General features: G+C 36.9%; 21 protein-coding genes. All 21 read right to left on the bottom strand.

Annotated features, from left to right (window positions below; translation table 11 throughout):
* Positions 1-39: 39 nt before the first annotated feature.
* Complete coding sequence (gene era / locus ACQKNZ_RS09825; protein WP_144535884.1) at positions 40-960, bottom strand: GTPase Era; 921 nt, start codon at positions 958-960, stop codon at positions 40-42.
* Positions 944-1,354: a cytidine deaminase gene (locus tag ACQKNZ_RS09820; protein WP_144535882.1), complete on the bottom strand. Its 411-nt coding sequence runs from the start codon at positions 1,352-1,354 to the stop codon at positions 944-946. The genes era and ACQKNZ_RS09820 overlap by 17 nt, the downstream gene beginning before the upstream one ends.
* A 14-nt stretch (positions 1,355-1,368) precedes the next feature.
* Positions 1,369-1,734, bottom strand: a complete 366-nt coding sequence (locus tag ACQKNZ_RS09815; RefSeq protein ID WP_144535880.1) for a diacylglycerol kinase family protein — start codon at positions 1,732-1,734, stop codon at positions 1,369-1,371.
* Positions 1,721-2,206, bottom strand: a complete 486-nt coding sequence (gene ybeY, locus ACQKNZ_RS09810; RefSeq protein ID WP_144535878.1) for an rRNA maturation RNase YbeY — start codon at positions 2,204-2,206, stop codon at positions 1,721-1,723. Before ybeY ends, ACQKNZ_RS09815 begins: the two co-directional genes overlap by 14 nt.
* 20 nt (positions 2,207-2,226) lie before the next feature.
* Entirely contained in the window at positions 2,227-4,335 is a 2,109-nt protein-coding gene (locus ACQKNZ_RS09805) for an HD family phosphohydrolase (protein WP_342577112.1), read from the bottom strand.
* A gap of 189 nt (positions 4,336-4,524) precedes the next feature.
* Complete coding sequence (locus ACQKNZ_RS09800) at positions 4,525-5,481, bottom strand: PhoH family protein (RefSeq protein WP_144535874.1); 957 nt, start codon at positions 5,479-5,481, stop codon at positions 4,525-4,527.
* A complete protein-coding gene (locus ACQKNZ_RS09795; RefSeq protein ID WP_144535872.1) occupies positions 5,478-6,587 on the bottom strand; it encodes a sporulation protein YqfD in 1,110 nt (369 codons plus the stop codon). Before ACQKNZ_RS09795 ends, ACQKNZ_RS09800 begins: the two co-directional genes overlap by 4 nt.
* The gene (locus ACQKNZ_RS09790; RefSeq protein ID WP_144535871.1) at positions 6,587-6,793 is read right to left on the bottom strand and encodes a hypothetical protein; all 207 of its coding nucleotides are present in this window, start codon (positions 6,791-6,793) and stop codon (positions 6,587-6,589) included. The genes ACQKNZ_RS09795 and ACQKNZ_RS09790 overlap by 1 nt, the downstream gene beginning before the upstream one ends.
* 83 nt (positions 6,794-6,876) lie before the next feature.
* Positions 6,877-7,329, bottom strand: a complete 453-nt coding sequence (locus tag ACQKNZ_RS09785; RefSeq protein WP_144535869.1) for a hypothetical protein — start codon at positions 7,327-7,329, stop codon at positions 6,877-6,879.
* A 27-nt stretch (positions 7,330-7,356) separates the two neighbouring features.
* Positions 7,357-8,343: a flotillin-like protein FloA gene (floA, locus tag ACQKNZ_RS09780; protein WP_186318093.1), complete on the bottom strand. Its 987-nt coding sequence runs from the start codon at positions 8,341-8,343 to the stop codon at positions 7,357-7,359.
* A gap of 11 nt (positions 8,344-8,354) precedes the next feature.
* Entirely contained in the window at positions 8,355-9,683 is a 1,329-nt protein-coding gene (locus ACQKNZ_RS09775) for an NfeD family protein (RefSeq protein WP_427659417.1), read from the bottom strand.
* 165 nt (positions 9,684-9,848) lie between these two features.
* Entirely contained in the window at positions 9,849-10,022 is a 174-nt protein-coding gene (gene rpsU / locus ACQKNZ_RS09770) for a 30S ribosomal protein S21 (RefSeq protein ID WP_004227078.1), read from the bottom strand.
* Between the two features lie 102 nt (positions 10,023-10,124).
* Entirely contained in the window at positions 10,125-10,796 is a 672-nt protein-coding gene (gene deoC, locus ACQKNZ_RS09765; protein ID WP_340863278.1) for a deoxyribose-phosphate aldolase, read from the bottom strand.
* A gap of 516 nt (positions 10,797-11,312) precedes the next feature.
* Entirely contained in the window at positions 11,313-12,653 is a 1,341-nt protein-coding gene (gene mtaB, locus ACQKNZ_RS09760) for a tRNA (N(6)-L-threonylcarbamoyladenosine(37)-C(2))-methylthiotransferase MtaB (protein ID WP_144535863.1), read from the bottom strand.
* Between the two features lie 15 nt (positions 12,654-12,668).
* The gene (locus ACQKNZ_RS09755) at positions 12,669-13,409 is read right to left on the bottom strand and encodes a 16S rRNA (uracil(1498)-N(3))-methyltransferase (RefSeq protein ID WP_154310638.1); all 741 of its coding nucleotides are present in this window, start codon (positions 13,407-13,409) and stop codon (positions 12,669-12,671) included.
* Positions 13,410-13,422: 13 nt separating this feature from the next.
* Positions 13,423-14,367, bottom strand: coding sequence for a 50S ribosomal protein L11 methyltransferase (gene prmA, locus ACQKNZ_RS09750; RefSeq protein WP_144535859.1), 945 nt, complete (start codon positions 14,365-14,367; stop codon positions 13,423-13,425).
* 13 nt (positions 14,368-14,380) lie between these two features.
* Positions 14,381-15,502, bottom strand: a complete 1,122-nt coding sequence (gene dnaJ / locus ACQKNZ_RS09745) for a molecular chaperone DnaJ (protein WP_144535857.1) — start codon at positions 15,500-15,502, stop codon at positions 14,381-14,383.
* Positions 15,503-15,651: 149 nt separating this feature from the next.
* Positions 15,652-17,481, bottom strand: a complete 1,830-nt coding sequence (gene dnaK, locus ACQKNZ_RS09740) for a molecular chaperone DnaK (protein WP_144535855.1) — start codon at positions 17,479-17,481, stop codon at positions 15,652-15,654.
* Positions 17,482-17,571: 90 nt separating this feature from the next.
* A complete protein-coding gene (gene grpE / locus ACQKNZ_RS09735) occupies positions 17,572-18,144 on the bottom strand; it encodes a nucleotide exchange factor GrpE (RefSeq protein WP_154310635.1) in 573 nt (190 codons plus the stop codon).
* 17 nt (positions 18,145-18,161) lie between these two features.
* Positions 18,162-19,199 (bottom strand): heat-inducible transcriptional repressor HrcA, encoded by a 1,038-nt coding sequence (gene hrcA, locus ACQKNZ_RS09730; RefSeq protein ID WP_144535851.1) that lies wholly within the window; start codon positions 19,197-19,199, stop codon positions 18,162-18,164.
* Positions 19,200-19,294: 95 nt separating this feature from the next.
* Complete coding sequence (gene hemW, locus ACQKNZ_RS09725) at positions 19,295-20,428, bottom strand: radical SAM family heme chaperone HemW (protein ID WP_427659412.1); 1,134 nt, start codon at positions 20,426-20,428, stop codon at positions 19,295-19,297.
* Between the last annotated feature and the right edge of the window lie 199 nt (positions 20,429-20,627).

The following is a 20,627-nucleotide window of genomic DNA, read 5'->3' as shown; positions in this document are numbered from 1 at the left end:
CCTTCCCTTCCTTCTAAGCTTGCTCTATAAGTCCCATTCTTAATATTCGTCTTCTCTAAAACCATAGTCTCTTAAGTGGGCGGATTTATTGCGCCAATCCTTTTGTACCTTCACCCATAGCTCTAGAAATACTTTGGTTCCTAATAGCATTTCTATGTCATGACGCGCTCTTGTTCCAACCTCTTTAAGAAGAGCACCTTTTTTACCAATTACAATACCTTTTTGGGAATCTCGCTCTACAATAATTGTAGCCATTACACGAATCATATCTTTATCTGTGTCTTCTTCTTTTTTAATTTTATCTATCACTACTGCAATTGAATGTGGAATCTCTTCCCTTGTTAAATGTAATACCTTTTCTCGTATTAACTCAGAAATAATAAATCTCTCTGGATGATCTGTTACTTGGTCAGCTGGATAGTATTGTGGGCCTTCCGGCAAATACGATTGAATCGTCTCTAGCAACCTTTCCACATTATTACCCTGAAGAGCGGAAATTGGAACGATCTCAGCAAAATCATATTTGTCTTTATAAGACTCAATGATTCCTATCAAATCATCTGGATGCACCTGGTCAATTTTGTTAATAACTAAAAATACAGGTGTTTCATTTTTTTCAAGCAAATCTATGATAAACTCATCACCTTTACCTCTTGGCTCTGTAGCATTTACCATAAATAATATTACATCAACCTCGCGTAATGTGTTTTTAGCAACCTTTAACATAAAATCTCCAAGTTTATGCTTTGGTTTATGGATACCGGGCGTATCGATAAAAATCATTTGACTTTCATCTAAAGTAAGAACCCCTTGTACCTTATTTCGAGTGGTTTGAGGCTTATCACTCATAATTGCTATTTTCTGACCGATAACACGGTTTAAAAAAGTAGATTTCCCTACATTTGGACGTCCAATAATTGATATGAAACCTGATTTAAAACCTTCATTGTTTTGCTGCATAATCTAAATCCTCCGTTGTAAAAGCTCCTGGTAATAACTCAGATACCGTTGTTTCTGTTACATTTCCTTTTAAATTTGTTAAAAATACTGGCATATCCGCATCGCAAAATTCAGCTAAAACTTGTCTGCAAGCTCCACAAGGAGAAATTGGCCCCTCGGTGTCACCGGAAACAGCAATAGCAGCAAAGTTCTTTTTGCCTTCAGAAACGGCTTTAAAAATTGCTGTTCTTTCTGCACAGTTTGTTAATCCAAACGACGCATTTTCAATATTGCAACCTAATATGATTTCACCGTCAACAGTTAGTAGAGCTGCACCTACTGGGAATTTTGAATAAGGAACATATGCTTCATTTCTCGCTGCTATAGATGATTCTAATAATTTCTCTTTATCCATGATGAACACACCTTTTAAAATAAGATTACCGACCATTTCGGTATAAATATGATTAAACCTATAATTACTGTGCAGATTGCATAGACTAGACAAGCTCCAGCAGCAATATCCTTTGCCTGCTGAGCTAATAGATGATAGTCAGGTGATACAAGGTCTACAACCCTTTCAATCGCCGTATTAACCAATTCTATCATGAACATCCCAAAAATGAGCATGACAATAATGATCCACTCCCATTTAGAGAGCCCGGTGAATATACCCGCTAACGAAACTATACCTGCTGCCAGTAAATGTAAGCGAAAGTTTTGTTCTGTTTTAACAGCCTGTAATACTCCTTGTGTAGCATAGACGAATGACTTACCAAATTTATGAAAGTTCATGGCCTTCACGCTTTAAACCAAAAGCTTGTAAAATATTTTCCTGTAAACCAAACATTTCCTTTTCCTCTTCTTCTGTTCCATGATCGTACCCTAGCAAATGTAAAAATCCATGAACAGCTAAGAAGGCAAGCTCTCTTTCAAAAGAATGTCCATACGACTCTGCTTGCTCCGTTGTACGTTCTACTGAAATAACTATATCTCCAAGCAATGTAGGAAGGTCTGCATCTTTTATTTCTATTTCTCCTTCACCCATTTCTTCCATTGCAAATGAGATTACATCTGTAGGCATGTCTTTGTTTCGATAGTTTTTATTGATTTCTTGAATTACATCATTAGTTACAAAAGTGACACTAACTTCACTTCCATCTTTTACATGTAATTGATCTGCTGCTGATTGAAGTACTTTCTCAACTAATGCAACTGCTTCTTCGGATAATGTATTTGTTTCGTCCATTAAATCCATTACTAGCATGTTTGTTTACTCCTTACTGATTATTTGGGGTATTCTATTCTGGAATGGAATGTACCATTCATCGTTGAACAGAAACTTTCCTCAATTTTCTTTATTTCCTTGAATGATAAATCGCATTCATCAAATTGTCCATCAATTACCTTATCTTTAATAATTGATTGGATTAGGCGGTGTATTTTTTCTGCATTCGGTTCCTTCATTGAGCGAACAGCAGCTTCTACGCTATCAGCTACAGAAATAATAGCTATTTCCTTTGTTTGTGGCTTTGGACCAGGATACCTAAAAGATCCTTCTGCAATATTCGGATTCATTTCTTTTGCTTTATGATAAAAGAATTTTAATAGGCTTGTGCCATGATGCTGCTCAGCAACATCAATAATTTCTTTAGGAAGCTTATTTTTTTTTAAAATGTCTGCTCCATCTACTGCATGAGAAATAATAATATCCTTGCTTGCCTCCGGCGATAGATTATCGTGCGGATTATAACCATTAACTTGGTTTTCTATAAAAAATCCTGGACGATTAGTTTTACCGATATCGTGGTAATAGCAACCAACTCTAGCAAGTAAGCCATTCGCCCCTATAGCCTCACAGGCCGCTTCTGCTAAGTTTGCCACCATTAGGCTATGATGATACGTACCAGGTGTTTCTGTCAGTATTTTCTTTAACAAGGGATGATTTGGACTGGAAAGTTCAATCAACCTCATAGTGGAAAGTATACCAAAAGCTGACTCAAAAAAAGGCAAAATACCAAGAGTAAGTGCACCTGATAACACTCCAGAAACTAATGCTGCCCCGATATAGAATGCAATATCTGTAAACTCATAAGTGGTTTTGGTCATCAACAAATAAAATAATATAAACGTTAAATTAACTGAGGCCACTATTAAGCTTGAACGCAGAATCTGTGAAGTGTTATACATATGCTGCATAGCAAAAATGCCCGCTATCCCACCAAAAAGTATGTATAACGCCACTTCCATTTGAAAAATATTCGTATATCCCTCTTGAAAAATAATACCAGCATAAGCAGCTACGACAAAATTAGAAATAAAGGCTGCTCGTTCATTGACTAATATATAAACTAACATGGATACCATAGCAGTCGGGAACAAAAATGCAATAATGATATCAAAATTGTACGCTACTGATTGTAGCACTTTCATCATCAACACGGATACAATAACACTAAAAGCCACAACAATCAGATTTTTTGCGTTGTGAAGGTTAGATTCTTTTACACGAATTGTTTGTCCAAAAAGAACCCACATCGTAAGTAAAACAAATAGCGATACACCTATGTATGGCTTATAGGATGATTTGTTTGTCAGCATACCTAATAACTCTAGTTGACGATATACCTCTTTACTAACGATTTCACCTTTTTGTACAAGTATTTGACCTTGTAAAATTCTTGTAGGCTCAACACTGGCCTTAGCTTGTTCGATACGTAGATCGGTTAATTCATCATTTTTTATTTCTGTCGCTATTATGGAGCCACGAGCAATTGATATGAGGACATTCGTTACGTCATCAGGAAAATTAAATGTAGTACGTACTTTTTGAACGACTTTATCTCTTTCTATGGCCAAGTTTTCCGTTCGGATTGGTTCATTTAAAGTCTCTTCTACTAAAACCGGCAGCTTTTCTTTCGCCTCGTTAAGCGTAGCGGGATTTTGCTTTAGTAATATGTTTAAAGCATCATCTGTCAAAGGCACAAAGCTATCATTTTCTGTTAGCACGTTCATCTCTTTTTTTAGTTTTTGTAAACTTTCAACTGCTGATTCAGGTTCATCCGGGGAAATCTCTCCTTTTACATCTAATACACTGTCAAAGATAGATTCGGCAATTGTGGATTGATTTTCTGCCGTTTCTTCTTGAAATTGGTATACAGGAGATACTTCAGCAGCCGCCCTTTCTTTTTCCTCCTCCGTCTTCACAGGATCTTCCATTGTTTTTACGGATCGAATAGTTTCAGGGGCTAAATTCATTAAAGATATATCGTATGTATTTTCTTGTACGCTTCCTTTTATTAATAGGAACATACTGATAGAAGTTAGAAGGATAATAATTATAGGGAGGTATTTATTTTCTCGCCATCTTTTCCATTTCATTATTAACGACTTCATCCATTCATCCCCTTGCTCTACTATTCTCTTTATTATACCTTATATACAAAACAATTGGACAATTAATCTATTAAGAGTGTTATAGCTTTAAAAAAGGTTAGCATGAATGTAAATATATATCTTTAGGAAAACGTATGTGAATCAGTAAACAAAAAACAGCCGTCTATTATTGACAGCTGTTTTAATATATTATTGATTTTCTTCATATGCAGAAATAATTTTAGCTACTAGAGGATGACGTACTACATCCCCTTGCTCTAAATATTGGAAATGGATTCCTGAAACTTTATGAAGAATTTTTTCAGCAACAATTAGGCCTGACTCGGCACCCTTCGGTAAATCGATTTGGGTTTTATCTCCAGTAATCACCATTTTAGATCCGAAGCCTAGGCGGGTTAAAAACATTTTCATTTGAGCTTTTGTTGTATTTTGAGCTTCGTCCAAAATCACAAATGCATCATCTAAGGTTCTCCCACGCATATAAGCAAGAGGAGCAATTTCTATAGTTCCTCGTTCCATTAGGCGATCTGTTTGTTCAGTACCTAACACATCATGCAAAGCATCATATAACGGGCGTAAATAAGGGTCTACCTTCTCTTTTAGATCTCCAGGTAGAAATCCTAGACTTTCACCTGCTTCGACTGCTGGACGTGTTAAAATGATTCTCTTAACGTGTGCATTTTTTAAGGCTTGGGTTGCCATTACTACAGCAAGATAGGTTTTCCCAGTTCCCGCTGGCCCGATTCCAAATGTCAAATCAGAATGTCTAATACCTTGAATATACTCTCTTTGACCAATTGTCTTCGCTCGAATTGCTTTCCCTTTTGTATTCCGAGCAATCTCTTCATCATAGAGGCTTGCGAAATACTCAATAGTTCCATTAATGCTCATTTCAATTGCAGTTGAAACATCACGAAGGTTAATATTAATACCTTTTCTAATTACAAGTAGTAGCTGTATGATTAACTGTCTTGCATCTTCCACATTTTGTTCTTCTCCAGCAATTTGTATCAACTCGCCTCTAGTAATCAACTGCACCTTTAGCTCTTCTTCAATAAGCTTAATATTTTTATCTGAAATACCTAGCAGCATAACTGCTTCGGTTGGGTCTTGCAGATTAATGTCTAGTTGTTTTTGTTGGCTCATGTGTCGTCTCCTTGGGGTATAACTTGTGGTGTTGCAATATTTTCATTTATTAGTAATAATATCTTCCCTTTCACTTTATCATTTTCAATAGACATCTGTAAAACTTTATCTTCTAATATTTGAGTGCCAATAGGTAATTCATTCATGATTTTTTGAAATAATAAAGGACGTACTAGATGTTTAACTGATTCCTCATTTAGATCATACGAAACCACCTCACTACCTTGTACATACCCTGCTTTAAAATAAGGCTGCAAAAACCGTGGCATAGCTATTTCCTTCCAAAAGTCATTCTTATCATCTGTCTTTTTTTGAATGAGCACTTCTCGGGTTGTAGGCTTTATGATAGTGACCTTTCTTGGAAGTTCAAAGTTAAGCTCTATCCAATAGCTTGCGTACACTTTACCCTCAGCACTTGTAATTATCCGTTTGTCACCTTGAGTAACAAATCCATTAACAAGAATATCACCTTTTTTAACTGAAGTATTTTTTTCTACCGCTCGTACCCCTTTTACTAATTCAAAGTCTGTAATTACTCCACTTCTTTTAGCGATAAGATGAGATGGCGGTGCATTTTTTACTTCTCGCTCATTTGTTACCGGGGCAAGCATAGGGGTGACTGTTAAAGTTGAACCAGATTGAGTAAAATGAATCCAAGAAAATTCCTTATGCTTCAGTAGAAGTTTCTGCCTAATTTCTTGTTCAGATGGTAATGAAGAAATAAGCATCCTTTCTTTAATTTTCATTTCCTTTAGCTGTTCCGTTATCATGATGTTACTCTCTGGCGTATATGAATCAATGTTGACCTTCCATATAAATTGTGCAAAGATCAGCGGTATTATGAAAAAAAAGATTACCCCAATAATGGAATAAGAATATATGGAAATGGTGCCGCTTGTTGTTTCGTCCTTTAGCTTTACAGGAAGTTTCATCGTTTTTCGTATTTTCCTAAATTGCTTCAAATCTTTTTTCTGAATGGAGAAGAACAAACTATCCTCCGTGCTATAAACTCGATACACTTCGATATCGTGAGACAATAATTTCTGAAACAAAACAAACTGATCAGTGGTGCTTGCTAATTGGATACGTACTAGTTGTTTTGACATTAGCCGTTGTCCTTCCTAGTAAGTTTAAAGCACTGGAGTTTATCTACCTGAAGATGAAGGCGTTCCATTGACATCGACTTTATAAATAATCGTTCAGCTTGTATTTCTAGTAGATGATGATTGTAGGAACAGACTAACTCCGTATCTGATAATCGAAGAAGCGAAATTTCATAATCTAAAATAATGTCATCAAAATTATCAATCATAATACTCGCGTGGAGTGGAAATAATTGTTTGATAAAAAACACCCCTTTACATGAATTTATGCATGTAAAGGGGTGTTCATGATTTATCTTTTTGATTTTGGAGGAGCTAATATCTCCGATAAAACTATAGCACGCATAAGCTCTTCTTTTGTATCGGGCATAATATTTTGAACAACCGACTTTTTAGTGGCATTTTGTTGGCTGACTTGATGCACGGAAAGACGGCCAGTTGACCTCGGAACACCTTGGTCTCTTCCTATTTCCCTTCCGACCTTTTCTATAACCGGAGGAGCATCTACCCGTATTTCTTTAGGTACAGAAAGAGGTTTTCTTTCCATTTTGGTTTGTTGCTCCTGTTGAAACTCTTTCGCTAATTCCCCTAAGCTTTTAAAAGGATTTTGAGCAACCGGCTTTTGCTGTGGAGCCCTTTGTATATTGGGCTGTGCAGGCTTAGGTGCAGGTTTTTCTTCCTGCTTCTTTCTTCCAAACAATGAAGTAAGAATAATAATTATTAAGGGTAGTATTAAACCTTCCAAGGAGAAGTCCTCCTTTCTGCGCTAATACTAGTCTTTTAACTCATCAGTGGAAGGTTTATCATTTCCAACCTTGCTGATAGAGTCTCTCATACCAGTATCTGCTTTGATGTTGTTATAATTCATATAATCCATAACACCCATATTACCTTCGCGTAAAGCTTCAGCCATTGCACGTGGCACTTCTGCTTCTGCCTCTACGACTTTAGAGCGCATCTCTACAACTTTCGCTTTCATCTCTTGTTCTGAGGCTACTGCCATTGCACGACGTTCTTCTGCTTTAGCTTGAGCAATCTTTTTATCTGCTTCTGCTTGCTCTGTTTGTAATTCAGCACCGATGTTTTTGCCGACATCAACGTCCGCAATATCAATCGATAGAATTTCAAATGCTGTACCAGAATCTAGCCCTTTAGACAGAACTGTTTGTGAAATTAAATCCGGGTTTTCTAATACGCGTTCATGGCTTACACTCGAACCAATTGTACTAACGATACCCTCACCAACACGAGCTACAATTGTTTCTTCACCAGCACCACCGACTAAACGGTCAATATTGGCACGAACTGTAATACGTGCTTTTGCTTTTACTTCGATACCATTCATCGCAACACCTGCAATAAATGGTGTTTCAATTACTTTCGGGTTAACGGACATTTGTACTGCTTCTAGTACATCACGGCCTGCTAAATCAATTGCTGCTGCACGTTCAAATGATAACTCAATATTTGCACGATGTGCAGCGATAAGCGCATTGACAACTCGATCAACGTTACCACCAGCTAAGTAATGGCTTTCTAACTGATTGATAGTTACATTCAATCCAGCCTTATGTGCTTTAATAAGAGGATTTACAATACGAGATGGAATTACTCGACGTAATCTCATACCTACTAGTGTAAAAATACTAATTTTAACTCCTGCTGCAATAGCTGAAATCCATAATGCTATCGGGAAAAATGTTAAAAATACCGATAATAGGATGAAAGCTATGACAATTATTACTATTGTACCTATCATGCTACCACTAATCATTGTGTTGCCTCCCCTTCTCTTGCTTCTCGAACAACTATTCGAGAGCCTTCAACCTTAATAATAACCACTTGCTTATCCTTTCCGATAAAACTTCCGTCGGATACAGCATCGATGCGCTCGTTCTCAATACGTATAGTCCCAGAAGGTCTAAGCGGTGTCATCGTTTCAGCTATTTTTCCAACTAAATCTAAACGATTATGATTGGACACATATCCTTTTTCAGTAGTAGTTGCATCCGTCAAAATCATTTTGTTTAATAACCTAACCTTTTTTCCGAAGAATTTCACAATAATCACCATTCCTATTATAGCTACTGTTATTGCTATTAAAACCGCAACGCTCATATAAAAAAGATTACCACCTGCTAATATTATGCTAAATAATATAGCTACTAAACCTAATATACCAATAATCCCACCAGGAATAAAGAATTCGGCTATTACTAGCAGGATTCCCAGTGCCAGTAAAACAAAGGTTTCATATCCTGCTAATCCTGCTACAAGATGCCCGTAAAAGAATAGACCTAAAGAAAGTAAACCTACCGTTCCAGGTACTCCAAAACCTGGGGAATATAACTCTAGGATTAGCCCTAAGCTTGCAAGAGATAATAAAATCGGCACTACTACTGGGTTAGTAACAATTCTTGCTAGCGTTTCTACAAAAGCTTCCTTTGTTTCAACTACTTTCGCTCCTGTTAAATTGCTTTTTGTAAGCAATTCATCAAAAGTAGCAACCGTTCCCTCTGAATAACCGACTTCTATTGCTTCTCTTGCTGAAAGCGTTAACAATTGTCCTTCTCCCGCTCTGTACTCAGGAAGATCAACAGACTCGTCTGCCATCGCTTGAGCATAAATAGGTTCTTTGCCGGTTCTTTCAGCTGCATTTCTCATTTTAGCCTTCCAGGCACTAGTTGCCTTCATGTCAGCAGCATTTCCGGCGCTATCAATAACTGCTGCTGCTCCCATCGACCCATTAGGTGACATATAAATCTCGTCTGTGTGTAGAGCTAAATAGGCTCCAGCCGATAATGCCTGCGAATTAATATAGGCTATTTTCCTAATAGGTGTTGAATCTAACAAATTCACGATTTTCTCTGCCGAGTCTACGAATCCACCAGGAGTATTTATATCAAAAATTATAGCATCTGCTTCTGCTTCCTCCGCTTCCTTTATAGACCTTTTTAAGAAAGCATATAAGCCGTCTTCTACTTCTTCGTATATAGGAACCTTATAGACAGTCTGAGTGTCTGCTGAAAAAGAGGGTACAACCATTGCAAATGCGGCAAGTAATAAGCAAAAAGAAATAAACAGCCGCGCTAATCTCACACTTAAACCTCCCTTCTTCTATATGTATATTACTGTTTACGGTTGAAAATCAAAAAAGTTTCAATAAATTAAAATAAACCGAGAAAATAAATTTTCTCGGTTTACATAATTGTAAATTTTAATCATACAGTACGTGTTTTGAACGTAGGGATGGTTGGGATTAAATTACCACTTACGTTTACGTGCAGCTTCTGATTTCTTTTTACGTTTCACGCTTGGTTTTTCATAAAACTCGCGCTTTCTAACCTCTTGAATTGTACCACTTTTAGATACAGTACGTTTGAAGCGGCGAAGAGCATCTTCAAGCGATTCGTTTTTGCGAACGACAGTTTTTGACATCTCTCTTTCCCTCCCTCCGAACACACGTCAGTACATAACCAAGTGTTATGTACTAAAAAATTATACCGTATAATAAAGTCTTGGTCAATACTTTGGCATTAATTAATAATCAGATTTACTTTCTAATCCGTTTACAATCTCAACACCAGAACTTGCCCCTATTCGAGTAGCTCCTGCATCTACCATCGCTTCAAGATCTTCAAGGCTTCGAACTCCACCAGAAGCTTTGACACCAAGGTCTGGTCCAACTGTTTCACGCATGATTTTCACTGCGCTGACTGTTGCTCCTCCAGTAGAAAAACCAGTAGAAGTTTTGACAAAATCTGCCCCAGCAGTTTTAGATAACTCACTAGCTTTAATAATTTGTTCATCCGTTAACAAGCAAGTTTCTAAAATTACCTTCACTATTGCCTTGCCTTTTGCAGCATTAACTACTGCTTCTATGTCTTTTTGGACATAATCATAATCTTCATCCTTTAAAGCACCTACATTGATAACCATATCAATTTCTTCAGCACCGTTATCGATAGCATTAGTTGTTTCGAAAGCTTTAACTTCACTAGTAGTAGCTCCTAATGGAAAGCCAATAACTGTACAAACTTTAGCAGGTGAATTTTTTAATAAAGATGCGCTTAATTTTACCCATGAAGGATTTACACAAACAGAAGCAAAGTTATATTGTTTCGCTTCCTCGCAAAGTTTTTCAATTTGTGTTTTTGTTGCGTCTTGTTTTAATAGAGTATGATCTATTAATGCGGCTATGTTTTGTGTCATCATATAAACTCCTTCCAGTTGTACGTACCTCTTAATATTACTGATAAAAACAAAAAAAAGCTAGTGTGAAAGCCATACTAGCTTCAGACTGTAAACAAAACAAATAGTTTTTTTATTTTTACTACATAATATGTAATCGTCGATTTTAGTTTCAGGCGTCTTGCTTTTCACAGGCATGGGCAAATCCGGATGCAACGGATCCGCGAGCTGTCCGCTTAGGATTCTTAGCTCCTTCCACTTCAGTGGCGAGAGTTTGCACATCAATAAGTGTTGAATTTCTAAATCTACTAATACGTTAGGTTTAACGTGTTAAATATCATGAGGACAATAAACCAAATCAATGACCTTGAACACATGCTACCGATTGAGCAGTTTGACCGTCTGACTTTTCGTAGATACTACTAACTCTTAGAGTTCAGGGGAGATATGAACTCAATTATCTTCAAAAATGACAAAGTACCCCGAGAATTGAACTCTCAGGGTACTTTGTCTAAGGTTAGAAGCTTAGTATGAATGTCACACTAGTTCTTTTACTTCTTCTAATATTCGTACAAACTGTCCTTCATTTTGTGGATATCCAGCCCGTGTTATTTTTACGCGCACTAATTTACCTATTAACTCTTCTGTACCTGGAATAATAACTTTTAAGTAATTATCTGTATATCCTTCTACAAATGACTCTCCTGATTCATTGTTTACTACTTCCTCAGGAATAATTTCAAGTACCTCATCTTCGAAACGAGAAGCATAATCTACCGCCAATTGGTCATTCAGTGTTATTAGGCGATGAACACGTTCATTTTTAATCTCTTCATCTACTTGGTCTTCCATTCTAGCTGCTGGTGTACCAGTACGTTTTGAATATGGGAAAACGTGCAATTCAGAGAATCTTTGGTCACGGATAAAGTTATATGTTTCCATAAATTCTTCTTCCGTTTCTCCTGGGAATCCTACAATTACATCTGAAGTGATTGCTAAATCGGGAAGAGCATCTCTTAGGCGATCCAAGCGATTAGCGAAGAATTCCATCGTGTATTTACGACGCATTCTTTTAAGAACAGTATCGGATCCTGATTGTATAGGAATATGCAAATGCCTCACTACAATCTTAGATTCTTTTAATACATCAATCACTTCGTCTGATAGCTGACTTGCTTCGATGGAACTAATTCTTAAACGTTTCAAGCCCTTAACATTCATCTCAATATCTCGTAATAATTGAGCTAAATTATAGTCCTTTAAATCTTCTCCATATCCACCAGTATGAATACCAGTTAACACGATTTCTAAATACCCTGCATCAACCAGTTGCTGGGCTTGTCTTACTACTTCTTGAGGGTCTCTGGATCTCATCAAACCACGAGCCCATGGAATGATACAAAATGTACAGAAATTGTTACAACCTTCTTGGATTTTCAAGGATGCACGAGTACGGTCAGTAAATGAAGGCACATCAAGCTCTTCATATACACGATTTTTCATAATGTTTCCTACTGCATTGATCGGTTTACGCTCCATTTTATATTGTTCAATATAACCAAGCATTTTCGTACGTTCTTGAGTACCGACAACAATGTCTACTCCTGGAATAGCCATAATTTCAGCAGGAGAAGTTTGAGCATAACATCCAGTAACACAAATAACAGCATCAGGATTTTGACGAATAGCACGTCTAATGACCTGTCTGCTTTTTTTGTCTCCTGTATTCGTTACAGTACAAGTATTTATAACATACACATCAGATTTTTTTTCAAAATCCGTACGTTCATAACCATTATCCTTAAACAGTTGCCAAATAGCCTCTGTTTCGTAATGGTTTACTTTACAGCCTAATGTATGGAATGCAACGGATGACATATCCTTACACCTCTTTCATTCATATTCATAGGAAATTGCAGCAAGCGCATATAATGGCGCCGTTTCTGTTCTTAAAATTCTAGGTCCAAGTGCGATAGGTTTAAAATCATTTTCTAATAATTGTCTTACCTCTTGTCTGTCCAATCCACCCTCTGGACCAAAAACAATCAGTATCGATTGTTTATCATACACCTTTTTTAATTGGTCGGCAAACTTTTGTCGTTCTGTTAGTTTAGCATCTTCTTCATCTGCTACAAATTTAACATCATACTGTTTAGCAATTTCTAAAAGTTCCAACATCGTTACAGGATTATGTATCTGTGGAATAAAAGATCTATGCGATTGCTCTGCTGCTTCTTTAGCAATTTTTTGAAGTCTGCCAATCTTTTTATCATTTTTTGCCTTATCCCATTTTACAATAGATCGCTTTGCTTCAAATGGGAAAAGTGAATGCATACCAAGCTCGGTTCCCTTTTGAGTTATAAGTTCCAGTTTGTCTCCTTTAGGTAGCCCACAAACAATTGAAACTTGCAAAGGCATTTCGTTTGTAACTTTCAGCTTTTCAACTACTTCTAGCAATACTTCTTTAGAGGTCCCTTGTACAATCGACATAATATAAGTATCTTTTTCACTTACTATATATACATGGTCACTAGGAGACATGCGCATCACCTGAATCATGTGATGCGCGTCTTCTCCAGTTATAGTAATAGTATTATTTTGGTCTACAGGCTCTTTTGTAAAATAACGTTGCAAGATAATTACCCCTTTACTTTACAGGCTTTCTAGAAATAATTGTAACCCAGTCTTCCATCATCATGACTTCATCCACTTCAAAGCCTGACTGCTGTAAAGATTCTCTTACATCTTCTTTCTTTGTCGCAATAATACCTGAAGTGATAAAAAGTCCACCAGGCTTAACAATAGAATAGGCATCATCTGTGAAGGTCATAATAATTTCAGCTAGTATATTTGCGACAACAATATCTGCTTGTTCAGTTACATTATCAAGTAGGTTCCCATGAGTAACTTGAACGATATCATCCACTCTGTTAATGGCAATATTCTCTTTTGCAGATTTTACTGCTACCTCATCAAGATCCAAAGCATGAATCGAAGAAGCACCTAGCTTTGCTGCTCCTATTGACAGAACTCCTGAGCCAGTTCCAACATCAATTACTGAAGTATTTGGCTGAACTGTTTTCTCGAGCGCTTGCAAGCACATAACAGTCGTTGGATGTGTACCTGTACCAAAGGCCATACCAGGATCCAACTCAATAATTAACTCATCTGAGTTAACTCTTTCATATTCTTCCCATGTTGGGACAATAGTAAATCGATTTGAGATTTTTACAGGATGGTAATATTTTTTCCAAGCCGTTGCCCAATCTTCCTCGTCAACTTCTGTTACAGTGATTATATTATGTCCTAAGTCGATATTGAAATTTAGCAAGTTGTTGATCGCAACCTTAATCTCTTCTACTGTCTCTAATAAAAAGCTTGTTTCGGCTAAATAAGCTTTTATTCGCACACCATCTACCGGAAAATCATCTGGATTTAAGCTATAGATTTCTCCAAAGATATCTTCTCTATCTCTAACCAATTCTTCTGAATCCTCAATAACTACTCCGCTTGCACCAGCCTCATGCAAAATATTGCTTACCGCTTCCACTGCCTCATTAGTAGTGTGAATAGATAGCTCCGACCATTTCACTTGCTCCAACTCCTTATTCGCCTTTTATTGTTCTTTTGATTTTATCAAATAATGAACTACCTTGTTCTTCCGGAATATCTCCACTGATTTCCGCAAATTCACGTAATAATTGTTTTTGTTTTTCTGTAAGCTTTTTAGGTGTAACTACTTTTACGATAACATGTTGATCACCGACACCATAGCCATGTACATTTTTCACGCCTTTTCCTTTAAGACGGAATGTTGTTGAAGACTGTGTACCTGCAGGAATTTTAAGCTTAACTTTTCCTTGAACAGTTGGAATCTCTACTTCGTCTCCTAGTGCTGCTTGAGCAAAGGTTAAAGGTAGCTCGTAATAAATATCGTCGCCATCACGCTCAAAGCGAGGATCGGCTTTTACACGGAATACTACATAAAGGTCACCAGCAGGACCACCGTTTACTCCTGGCTCACCCTGACCACTTACACGTAGTTGTTGCCCATCATCTACACCAGCTGGTACAGTAACTTTAATCTTTTTGCGCTTATTAACCGTTCCTCTACCATGACAGGTTGAACATTTTTCTTTGATGATTTTCCCTGTACCCTCACAGTAGTTACATGCACGCTTCGTTTGAATTCGACCAAAAGGAGTGTCTTGAGTGACATTCACTTGACCATTTCCGTTACAGTGCGAACATTTTTCAGGATGAGTACCTTGTTTAGCTCCAGTACCACTACATGTATCACAAGTTTCTTCCTTAGATATTTCAATTTCTTTTTCCATACCAAAAACTGCTTCTTCAAATTCTATAGTCATAGAGTATTGAAGATCGTTCCCTTTTCTTGGCGCATTTGGGTCTCGACGTCGTGTTCCTCCGCCTCCAAAGAATGAACTGAATATATCTTCAAATCCAAAACCATCTGCACCACTGAAACCACCACCAAATCCTTGGTTTGGTCCCGCATGACCAAATTGATCATATTGTGCACGTTTTTGGTCGTCACTTAAAACTTCATACGCTTCGGAGATTTCCTTGAATTTCTCTTCTGCATTAGCTTCCTTGTTTAAATCTGGGTGATATTGCTTAGACAATTTACGATATGCCTTTTTTATCTCGTCCCCAGATGCACTCTTGGCTACACCAAGTACTTCGTAATAATCACGTTTGCTCATAGTTCACTCTCCTGCTCTGTTAACTTACACATAAAGATAATTGTAACATGGACAATTTCGTAATAGCAAAACAATTAGCGTTTTTCTCCATATTACAGACATTGAAAAAGCCAAAGCCGAAAACGGTCTTTGACTTTTTCTGGTCGACATTACTTGTCTTTATCGTCGTTTACTTCTTCAAACTCTGCATCGACTACGCCGTCATCAGATGGTCCGCCTTCTTGTTGTCCATTAGCAGCTGCTTCAGCTTGTGCTTGTTCATAAAGCTTCATTGTAAGTTGTTGAACGATTTCATTTAACTTGTCTTTTTTAGCTTTAATGTCTTCTAAGTTTCCAGCTTCTAAAGCTGCTTTAAGCTCTTCTTTTGCATCTTCTGCTGATTTTTTCTCATCATCTGAAACTTTACCTTCAAGATCTTTTAGAGTTTTTTCAGTCATAAATACTAGTTGGTCTGCTTCATTTTTAACTTCCGCTTCTTCTTTACGAACTTTATCAGCTTCAGCGTTTGCTTCTGCTTCTTTTACCATACGATCAATTTCTTCGTCAGATAATGAAGTGTTTGATTGGATAGTTATTGTTTGTTCTTTTTGAGTTCCAAGATCCTTAGCTTTAACATTTACGATACCGTTTTTATCGATATCAAATGTAACTTCGATTTGTGGTACTCCACGTGGTGCTGGTGGAATATCAGCAAGTTGGAAGCGGCCAAGAGTTTTGTTGTCCGCTGCCATTGGACGTTCACCTTGTAACACATGAATATCTACAGCTGGTTGGTTATCAGCAGCAGTTGAGAAAGTTTGTGATTTAGATGTCGGAATTGTTGTATTACGATCGATTAACTTCGTGAATACTCCTCCCATTGTTTCAATCCCTAAAGAAAGTGGTGTTACGTCTAAAAGTACTACATCTTTTACGTCACCAGTTAAAACTCCACCTTGTACAGCTGCTCCCATTGCTACTACTTCATCTGGGTTTACACCTTTATGTGGTTCTTTACCTGTTTCTTTCTTAATAGCTTCTTGTACAGCAGGAATACGAGTAGATCCACCAACTAAGATAACTTTATCAATTTGAGATGAAGATAATCCAGCATCTTTTAATGCTTGTCGAGTTGGTACCATTGTACGCTCTACTAATTGAGCAGTAAGATCATCGAATTTTGCACGAGTCATTGTCAATTCTAAGTGAAGTGGACCAGCTTCTCCAGCAGTGATAAACGGTAGTGAGATTTGTGTTGATGTAACGCCAGAAAGATCTTTTTTAGCTTTTTCAGCTGCATCTTTCAAACGTTGTACTGCCATTTTATCTTTAGAAAGATCAATACCATTTTCTTTTTTAAACTCTTGTACTAAGTAATCCATGATTATTTGGTCAAAGTCATCCCCACCAAGACGGTTGTCCCCTGCAGTAGCTAATACTTCAAATACTCCATCACCAAGTTCAAGTATAGAAACGTCGAAAGTACCTCCACCAAGGTCATAAACAAGAATTTTTTCATCATGATCCATTTTATCTAAACCATATGCTAGAGCTGCTGCAGTAGGTTCATTGATAATACGTTCTACTTCTAGTCCTGCAATTCGTCCAGCGTCTTTTGTAGCTTGACGCTCAGCATCGTTAAAGTATGCAGGTACAGTAATTACAGCTTTAGTTACTTTTTCTCCTAGATATTCTTCAGCGAATCCTTTTAAATATTGAAGGATCATAGCAGAAACTTCTTGTGGAGTGTATTCTTTGCCTTCAGCAGAAACCTTTTCACTTGTACCCATTAAACGTTTAACTGAAGAAATTGTATTTGGATTTGTAATAGATTGACGTTTTGCTACTTCCCCAACTTGTTTTTCGCCGTTTTTAAAAGCAACTACAGATGGTGTCGTACGATTTCCTTCTGGATTTGGAATTACTTTTGGTTCTCCACCTTCTAGTACAGATACACATGAGTTTGTTGTTCCTAAGTCAATACCGATAATTTTTGACATACAATTTTCCTCCTAATAAATACTGTTTATATGCAATTTATAATATAATTGGTGACCAAAATGGTACCAATAAAAATCTGTTTGAATTTACTATTCGTTTACTTTAACCATTGATGGTCGTAGTATTCTATCTTTCAATTTATAGCCTTTTTGTAATTCTTGAAGGACAATGCCAGATTCTTTTGTGTCATCCTTCTCTTGCATAACTGCTTGATGTAAATTCGGATCAAAAGGCTCTCCCTCAGCTTTCACTGCTTCTAATCCTTCTTTTTCAACTGCAGTCACTAGAGAGCGGTAAACCATATCTACACCTTTAGCTAAAGAAACTGCTTCTTCTGTTTTTGGTTCCACTGCTAGAGCACGCTCTAGATTATCTAAAACCGGTAAAAGATCATTCAACAATGCTTGGGCACGATATTTATAATCTGCTTCTTTGTCTAATTGAACACGTCGTTTGTAATTTTCAAAGTCTGCACGAATACGAATAACTCGATCCTGCTCTTCTTCCAATTGTTGTTTGAGAAGAGTTAATTCATCTACTTCTTCTACCTCGACAGCTTCATTATTTTCAGTCGACTCTGTCGTTTCGTCTACTACTTCTTGAGTAACAGTCTCTTGTTCTGTTTTTACTTCTTCATTTACATTTTCGTTTTTGTTTTCCATTTAGCAGCAACTCTCCTTTATCCATGTTGACCACGTAATATCCTAGACAACTCTCTAGACAAGTCCCCACTTATCACGTCTAATAACGATACTACACGCCTATAGTCCATTCTTGTGGGGCCTATTATAGCAATAGAGCCACTTTGTTCCTCTCCAATATCATAAGAGGCTGTAATGATACTACAATTGTCCATTCCAAATTGATTGTTTTCAGAACCAATACTGATATTGATGCCTTTTTTGTTCAAATGGAATAGTCCTGGGAACTCATTGACGTGTTCCATCCAGTACATGATACTTTTTGCTTTTTCTACATCATTAAATTCTGGTTGGCTTAAAAGTTGCATTTTACCGCCATAATAAACTTTATCCTCGTGCTCAATAGTCATAGCTTTGTTTAAAGATCCAACTAGAGCGTTTAAACGTCCACTATTTTGACGAAGCACTGATTGAGTCACAATCTCTAGCTTAGATTGTAGTTCGTGTAAATGAACTCCAACTAGATGCTCATTAATGATATTGACCATACGCTCAATATCTGAAGCAGTAAAATTTTCAGGTATAGAAAATACACGATTTTCCACATGTCCACTGTCGGTAACAATAATAGCAACTGCAGAATCATCCGTTAATGGCACAATAGATAACCGTTTGACCCGATGCTTTCTGACATCTAAGCCTAACATAATAGAGGTATAGTTCGTTAGCTCAGACAAAATGTTTGCTGACTTTCGAATTATTTGCTCTGTCTCTACCATTCTTTCTTCAAAAATAGAACGAATTTGTTTGATCTCATCTTTGGAAATAAGCTGTGGAGTTAATAAATTATCCACATAATAACGATAGCCCTTTTCTGAAGGTACGCGGCCAGAAGAAGTATGTGTTTTCTCTAAGAAACCCATATCTTCTAAATCCGCCATATCGTTTCGAATAGTCGCAGGACTAAAAGGTACTTCCTCCTTCTTCGAAAGTTGACGAGATCCAACTGGCTGAGCAGTTTCAATAAAATCATCTACCGTTACTTGCAATATTAACAATTGCCTGTTAGTTAGCATGATCATCACCTCTGTTAGCACTCATCTATAGAGAGTGCTAATACTCATATAAAACTTATCAAATCTAAAGAAAACTGTCAACGATTAAGTATTAATTATTTTAGAAAATATTGAAATACTTCGTTGCCAACAAATCTTCCACGATTAGTTAAAAAAACGTAATCATTTTTTATTTCTAGAAGTTCCTTTTTTAGAAGCTCCTCTATTTCGTTACCGTAAGCCTCGTAAAGACTTTTACCGTACCGTTTGTCAAAGTTGGATAGGGAAACTCCCTGGTTCTTTCTAAGTCCGAGGAACATTTCTTCTTCCATTTTCTCTTCATAAGTCACTTCTTTTTGCATCATTACAGGCTTTTCACCTATCTCTAGCTGCTGCATATATTTTTTTAGGGGGCCATGATTAGAATATCTAATACTGTTCACATATCCATGTGCACCTGCTCCCAAACCAATATATTCATCATTATTCCAATACAGTAAGTTATGTTCTGATGCCTTTCCCTCATATGAGAAGTTGCTAATTTCATACTGTTTGTATCCATTTTTCTTCATTTCATCCATTAAATAGCCATACATTTCAGCCTCTAAATCCTCTCCTGGTAAGGAAAGTTTGCCTTTTGAAAGGAGATTATAAAATATTGTTTTCGGCTCTACGAGTAAGGAATATGCTGAAATATGAGGAATCTTCAAACGAAATGCCTCCTGGAGTGATTCTTTCCACTGCTCCATGGTTTGATTAGGTAAACCATACATCAAGTCAATACTTATAGAAGGAAACTCCGTCTGTTTTGCGTATTGAATAACATCATAAACGTGATTATTAGAATGTGTTCTTCCTAAGATTTTTAACAAGTCCTGATTGAAAGTTTGCACTCCCATACTTAATCTATTCACACCAAATTTTCGCATTAGCTGCATTTTCTCCAGAGTTAGCTCATCTGGATTTGCTTCCGAAGAAAATTCCTTTACGTGTTCAAGCGGAATATATTGATGTATCAGAGTAAGCAAACGTTCTAACTGTTCAAGCGACAAGGCAGTAGGTGTTCCTCCTCCAAGGAAAATTGTCTCTATCTTAGCTTTCGCTAAATCGTCTTGCCAAAGCGCCATTTCTTTTCCTAACGACTCGATATACTCATCGACTGGCTGATTATGAAAATAGAATTTATTAAAGTCACAATAATTACATATTTGATGACAAAAAGGGATATGTATATACACTCCACGGACCATTCTAAGCCTTCTTTCTATGTTCTTTTATAAAATACGAAGAAGGAGGCAAACAGTGCCTCCTTCCCCATGTTATTTATCAAAGCATTAAAATTTGTACGTTTTCAATCTTTGTATACATAAATTATAGCGTATATTCTATGTTCCTTCAAACTATTGAAATTAGCGTACTCGCTAGATGAATTGAGCAAATTATTCTAAT

It is taken from the genome of Psychrobacillus sp. NPDC093200 (assembly GCF_050280345.1).
GTDB classification, from domain to species: domain Bacteria; phylum Bacillota; class Bacilli; order Bacillales_A; family Planococcaceae; genus Psychrobacillus; species Psychrobacillus faecigallinarum.
This window is presented reverse-complemented; position numbering and strand designations above follow the sequence as displayed.

Coding starts and splice junctions, on each gene's coding strand:
- era (WP_144535884.1), bottom strand. CDS start 960: ATGCAGCAAAACAATGAAGGTTTTAAATCAGGTTTCATATCAATTATT.
- deoC (WP_340863278.1), bottom strand. CDS start 10,796: ATGACACAAAACATAGCCGCATTAATAGATCATACTCTATTAAAACAA.
- dnaJ (WP_144535857.1), bottom strand. CDS start 15,502: ATGAGCAAACGTGATTATTACGAAGTACTTGGTGTAGCCAAGAGTGCA.
- hrcA (WP_144535851.1), bottom strand. CDS start 19,199: ATGCTAACTAACAGGCAATTGTTAATATTGCAAGTAACGGTAGATGAT.
- rpsU (WP_004227078.1), bottom strand. CDS start 10,022: ATGTCAAAAACTGTCGTTCGCAAAAACGAATCGCTTGAAGATGCTCTT.
- grpE (WP_154310635.1), bottom strand. CDS start 18,144: ATGGAAAACAAAAACGAAAATGTAAATGAAGAAGTAAAAACAGAACAA.
- ACQKNZ_RS09790 (WP_144535871.1), bottom strand. CDS start 6,793: ATGATTGATAATTTTGATGACATTATTTTAGATTATGAAATTTCGCTT.
- ACQKNZ_RS09815 (WP_144535880.1), bottom strand. CDS start 1,734: ATGAACTTTCATAAATTTGGTAAGTCATTCGTCTATGCTACACAAGGA.
- mtaB (WP_144535863.1), bottom strand. CDS start 12,653: ATGTCATCCGTTGCATTCCATACATTAGGCTGTAAAGTAAACCATTAC.
- ACQKNZ_RS09800 (WP_144535874.1), bottom strand. CDS start 5,481: ATGAGCCAACAAAAACAACTAGACATTAATCTGCAAGACCCAACCGAA.
- ACQKNZ_RS09805 (WP_342577112.1), bottom strand. CDS start 4,335: ATGAAGTCGTTAATAATGAAATGGAAAAGATGGCGAGAAAATAAATAC.
- dnaK (WP_144535855.1), bottom strand. CDS start 17,481: ATGTCAAAAATTATCGGTATTGACTTAGGAACAACAAACTCATGTGTA.
- floA (WP_186318093.1), bottom strand. CDS start 8,343: ATGATAGGTACAATAGTAATAATTGTCATAGCTTTCATCCTATTATCG.
- ACQKNZ_RS09795 (WP_144535872.1), bottom strand. CDS start 6,587: ATGTCAAAACAACTAGTACGTATCCAATTAGCAAGCACCACTGATCAG.
- ACQKNZ_RS09820 (WP_144535882.1), bottom strand. CDS start 1,354: ATGGATAAAGAGAAATTATTAGAATCATCTATAGCAGCGAGAAATGAA.
- hemW (WP_427659412.1), bottom strand. CDS start 20,428: ATGGTCCGTGGAGTGTATATACATATCCCTTTTTGTCATCAAATATGT.
- ybeY (WP_144535878.1), bottom strand. CDS start 2,206: ATGCTAGTAATGGATTTAATGGACGAAACAAATACATTATCCGAAGAA.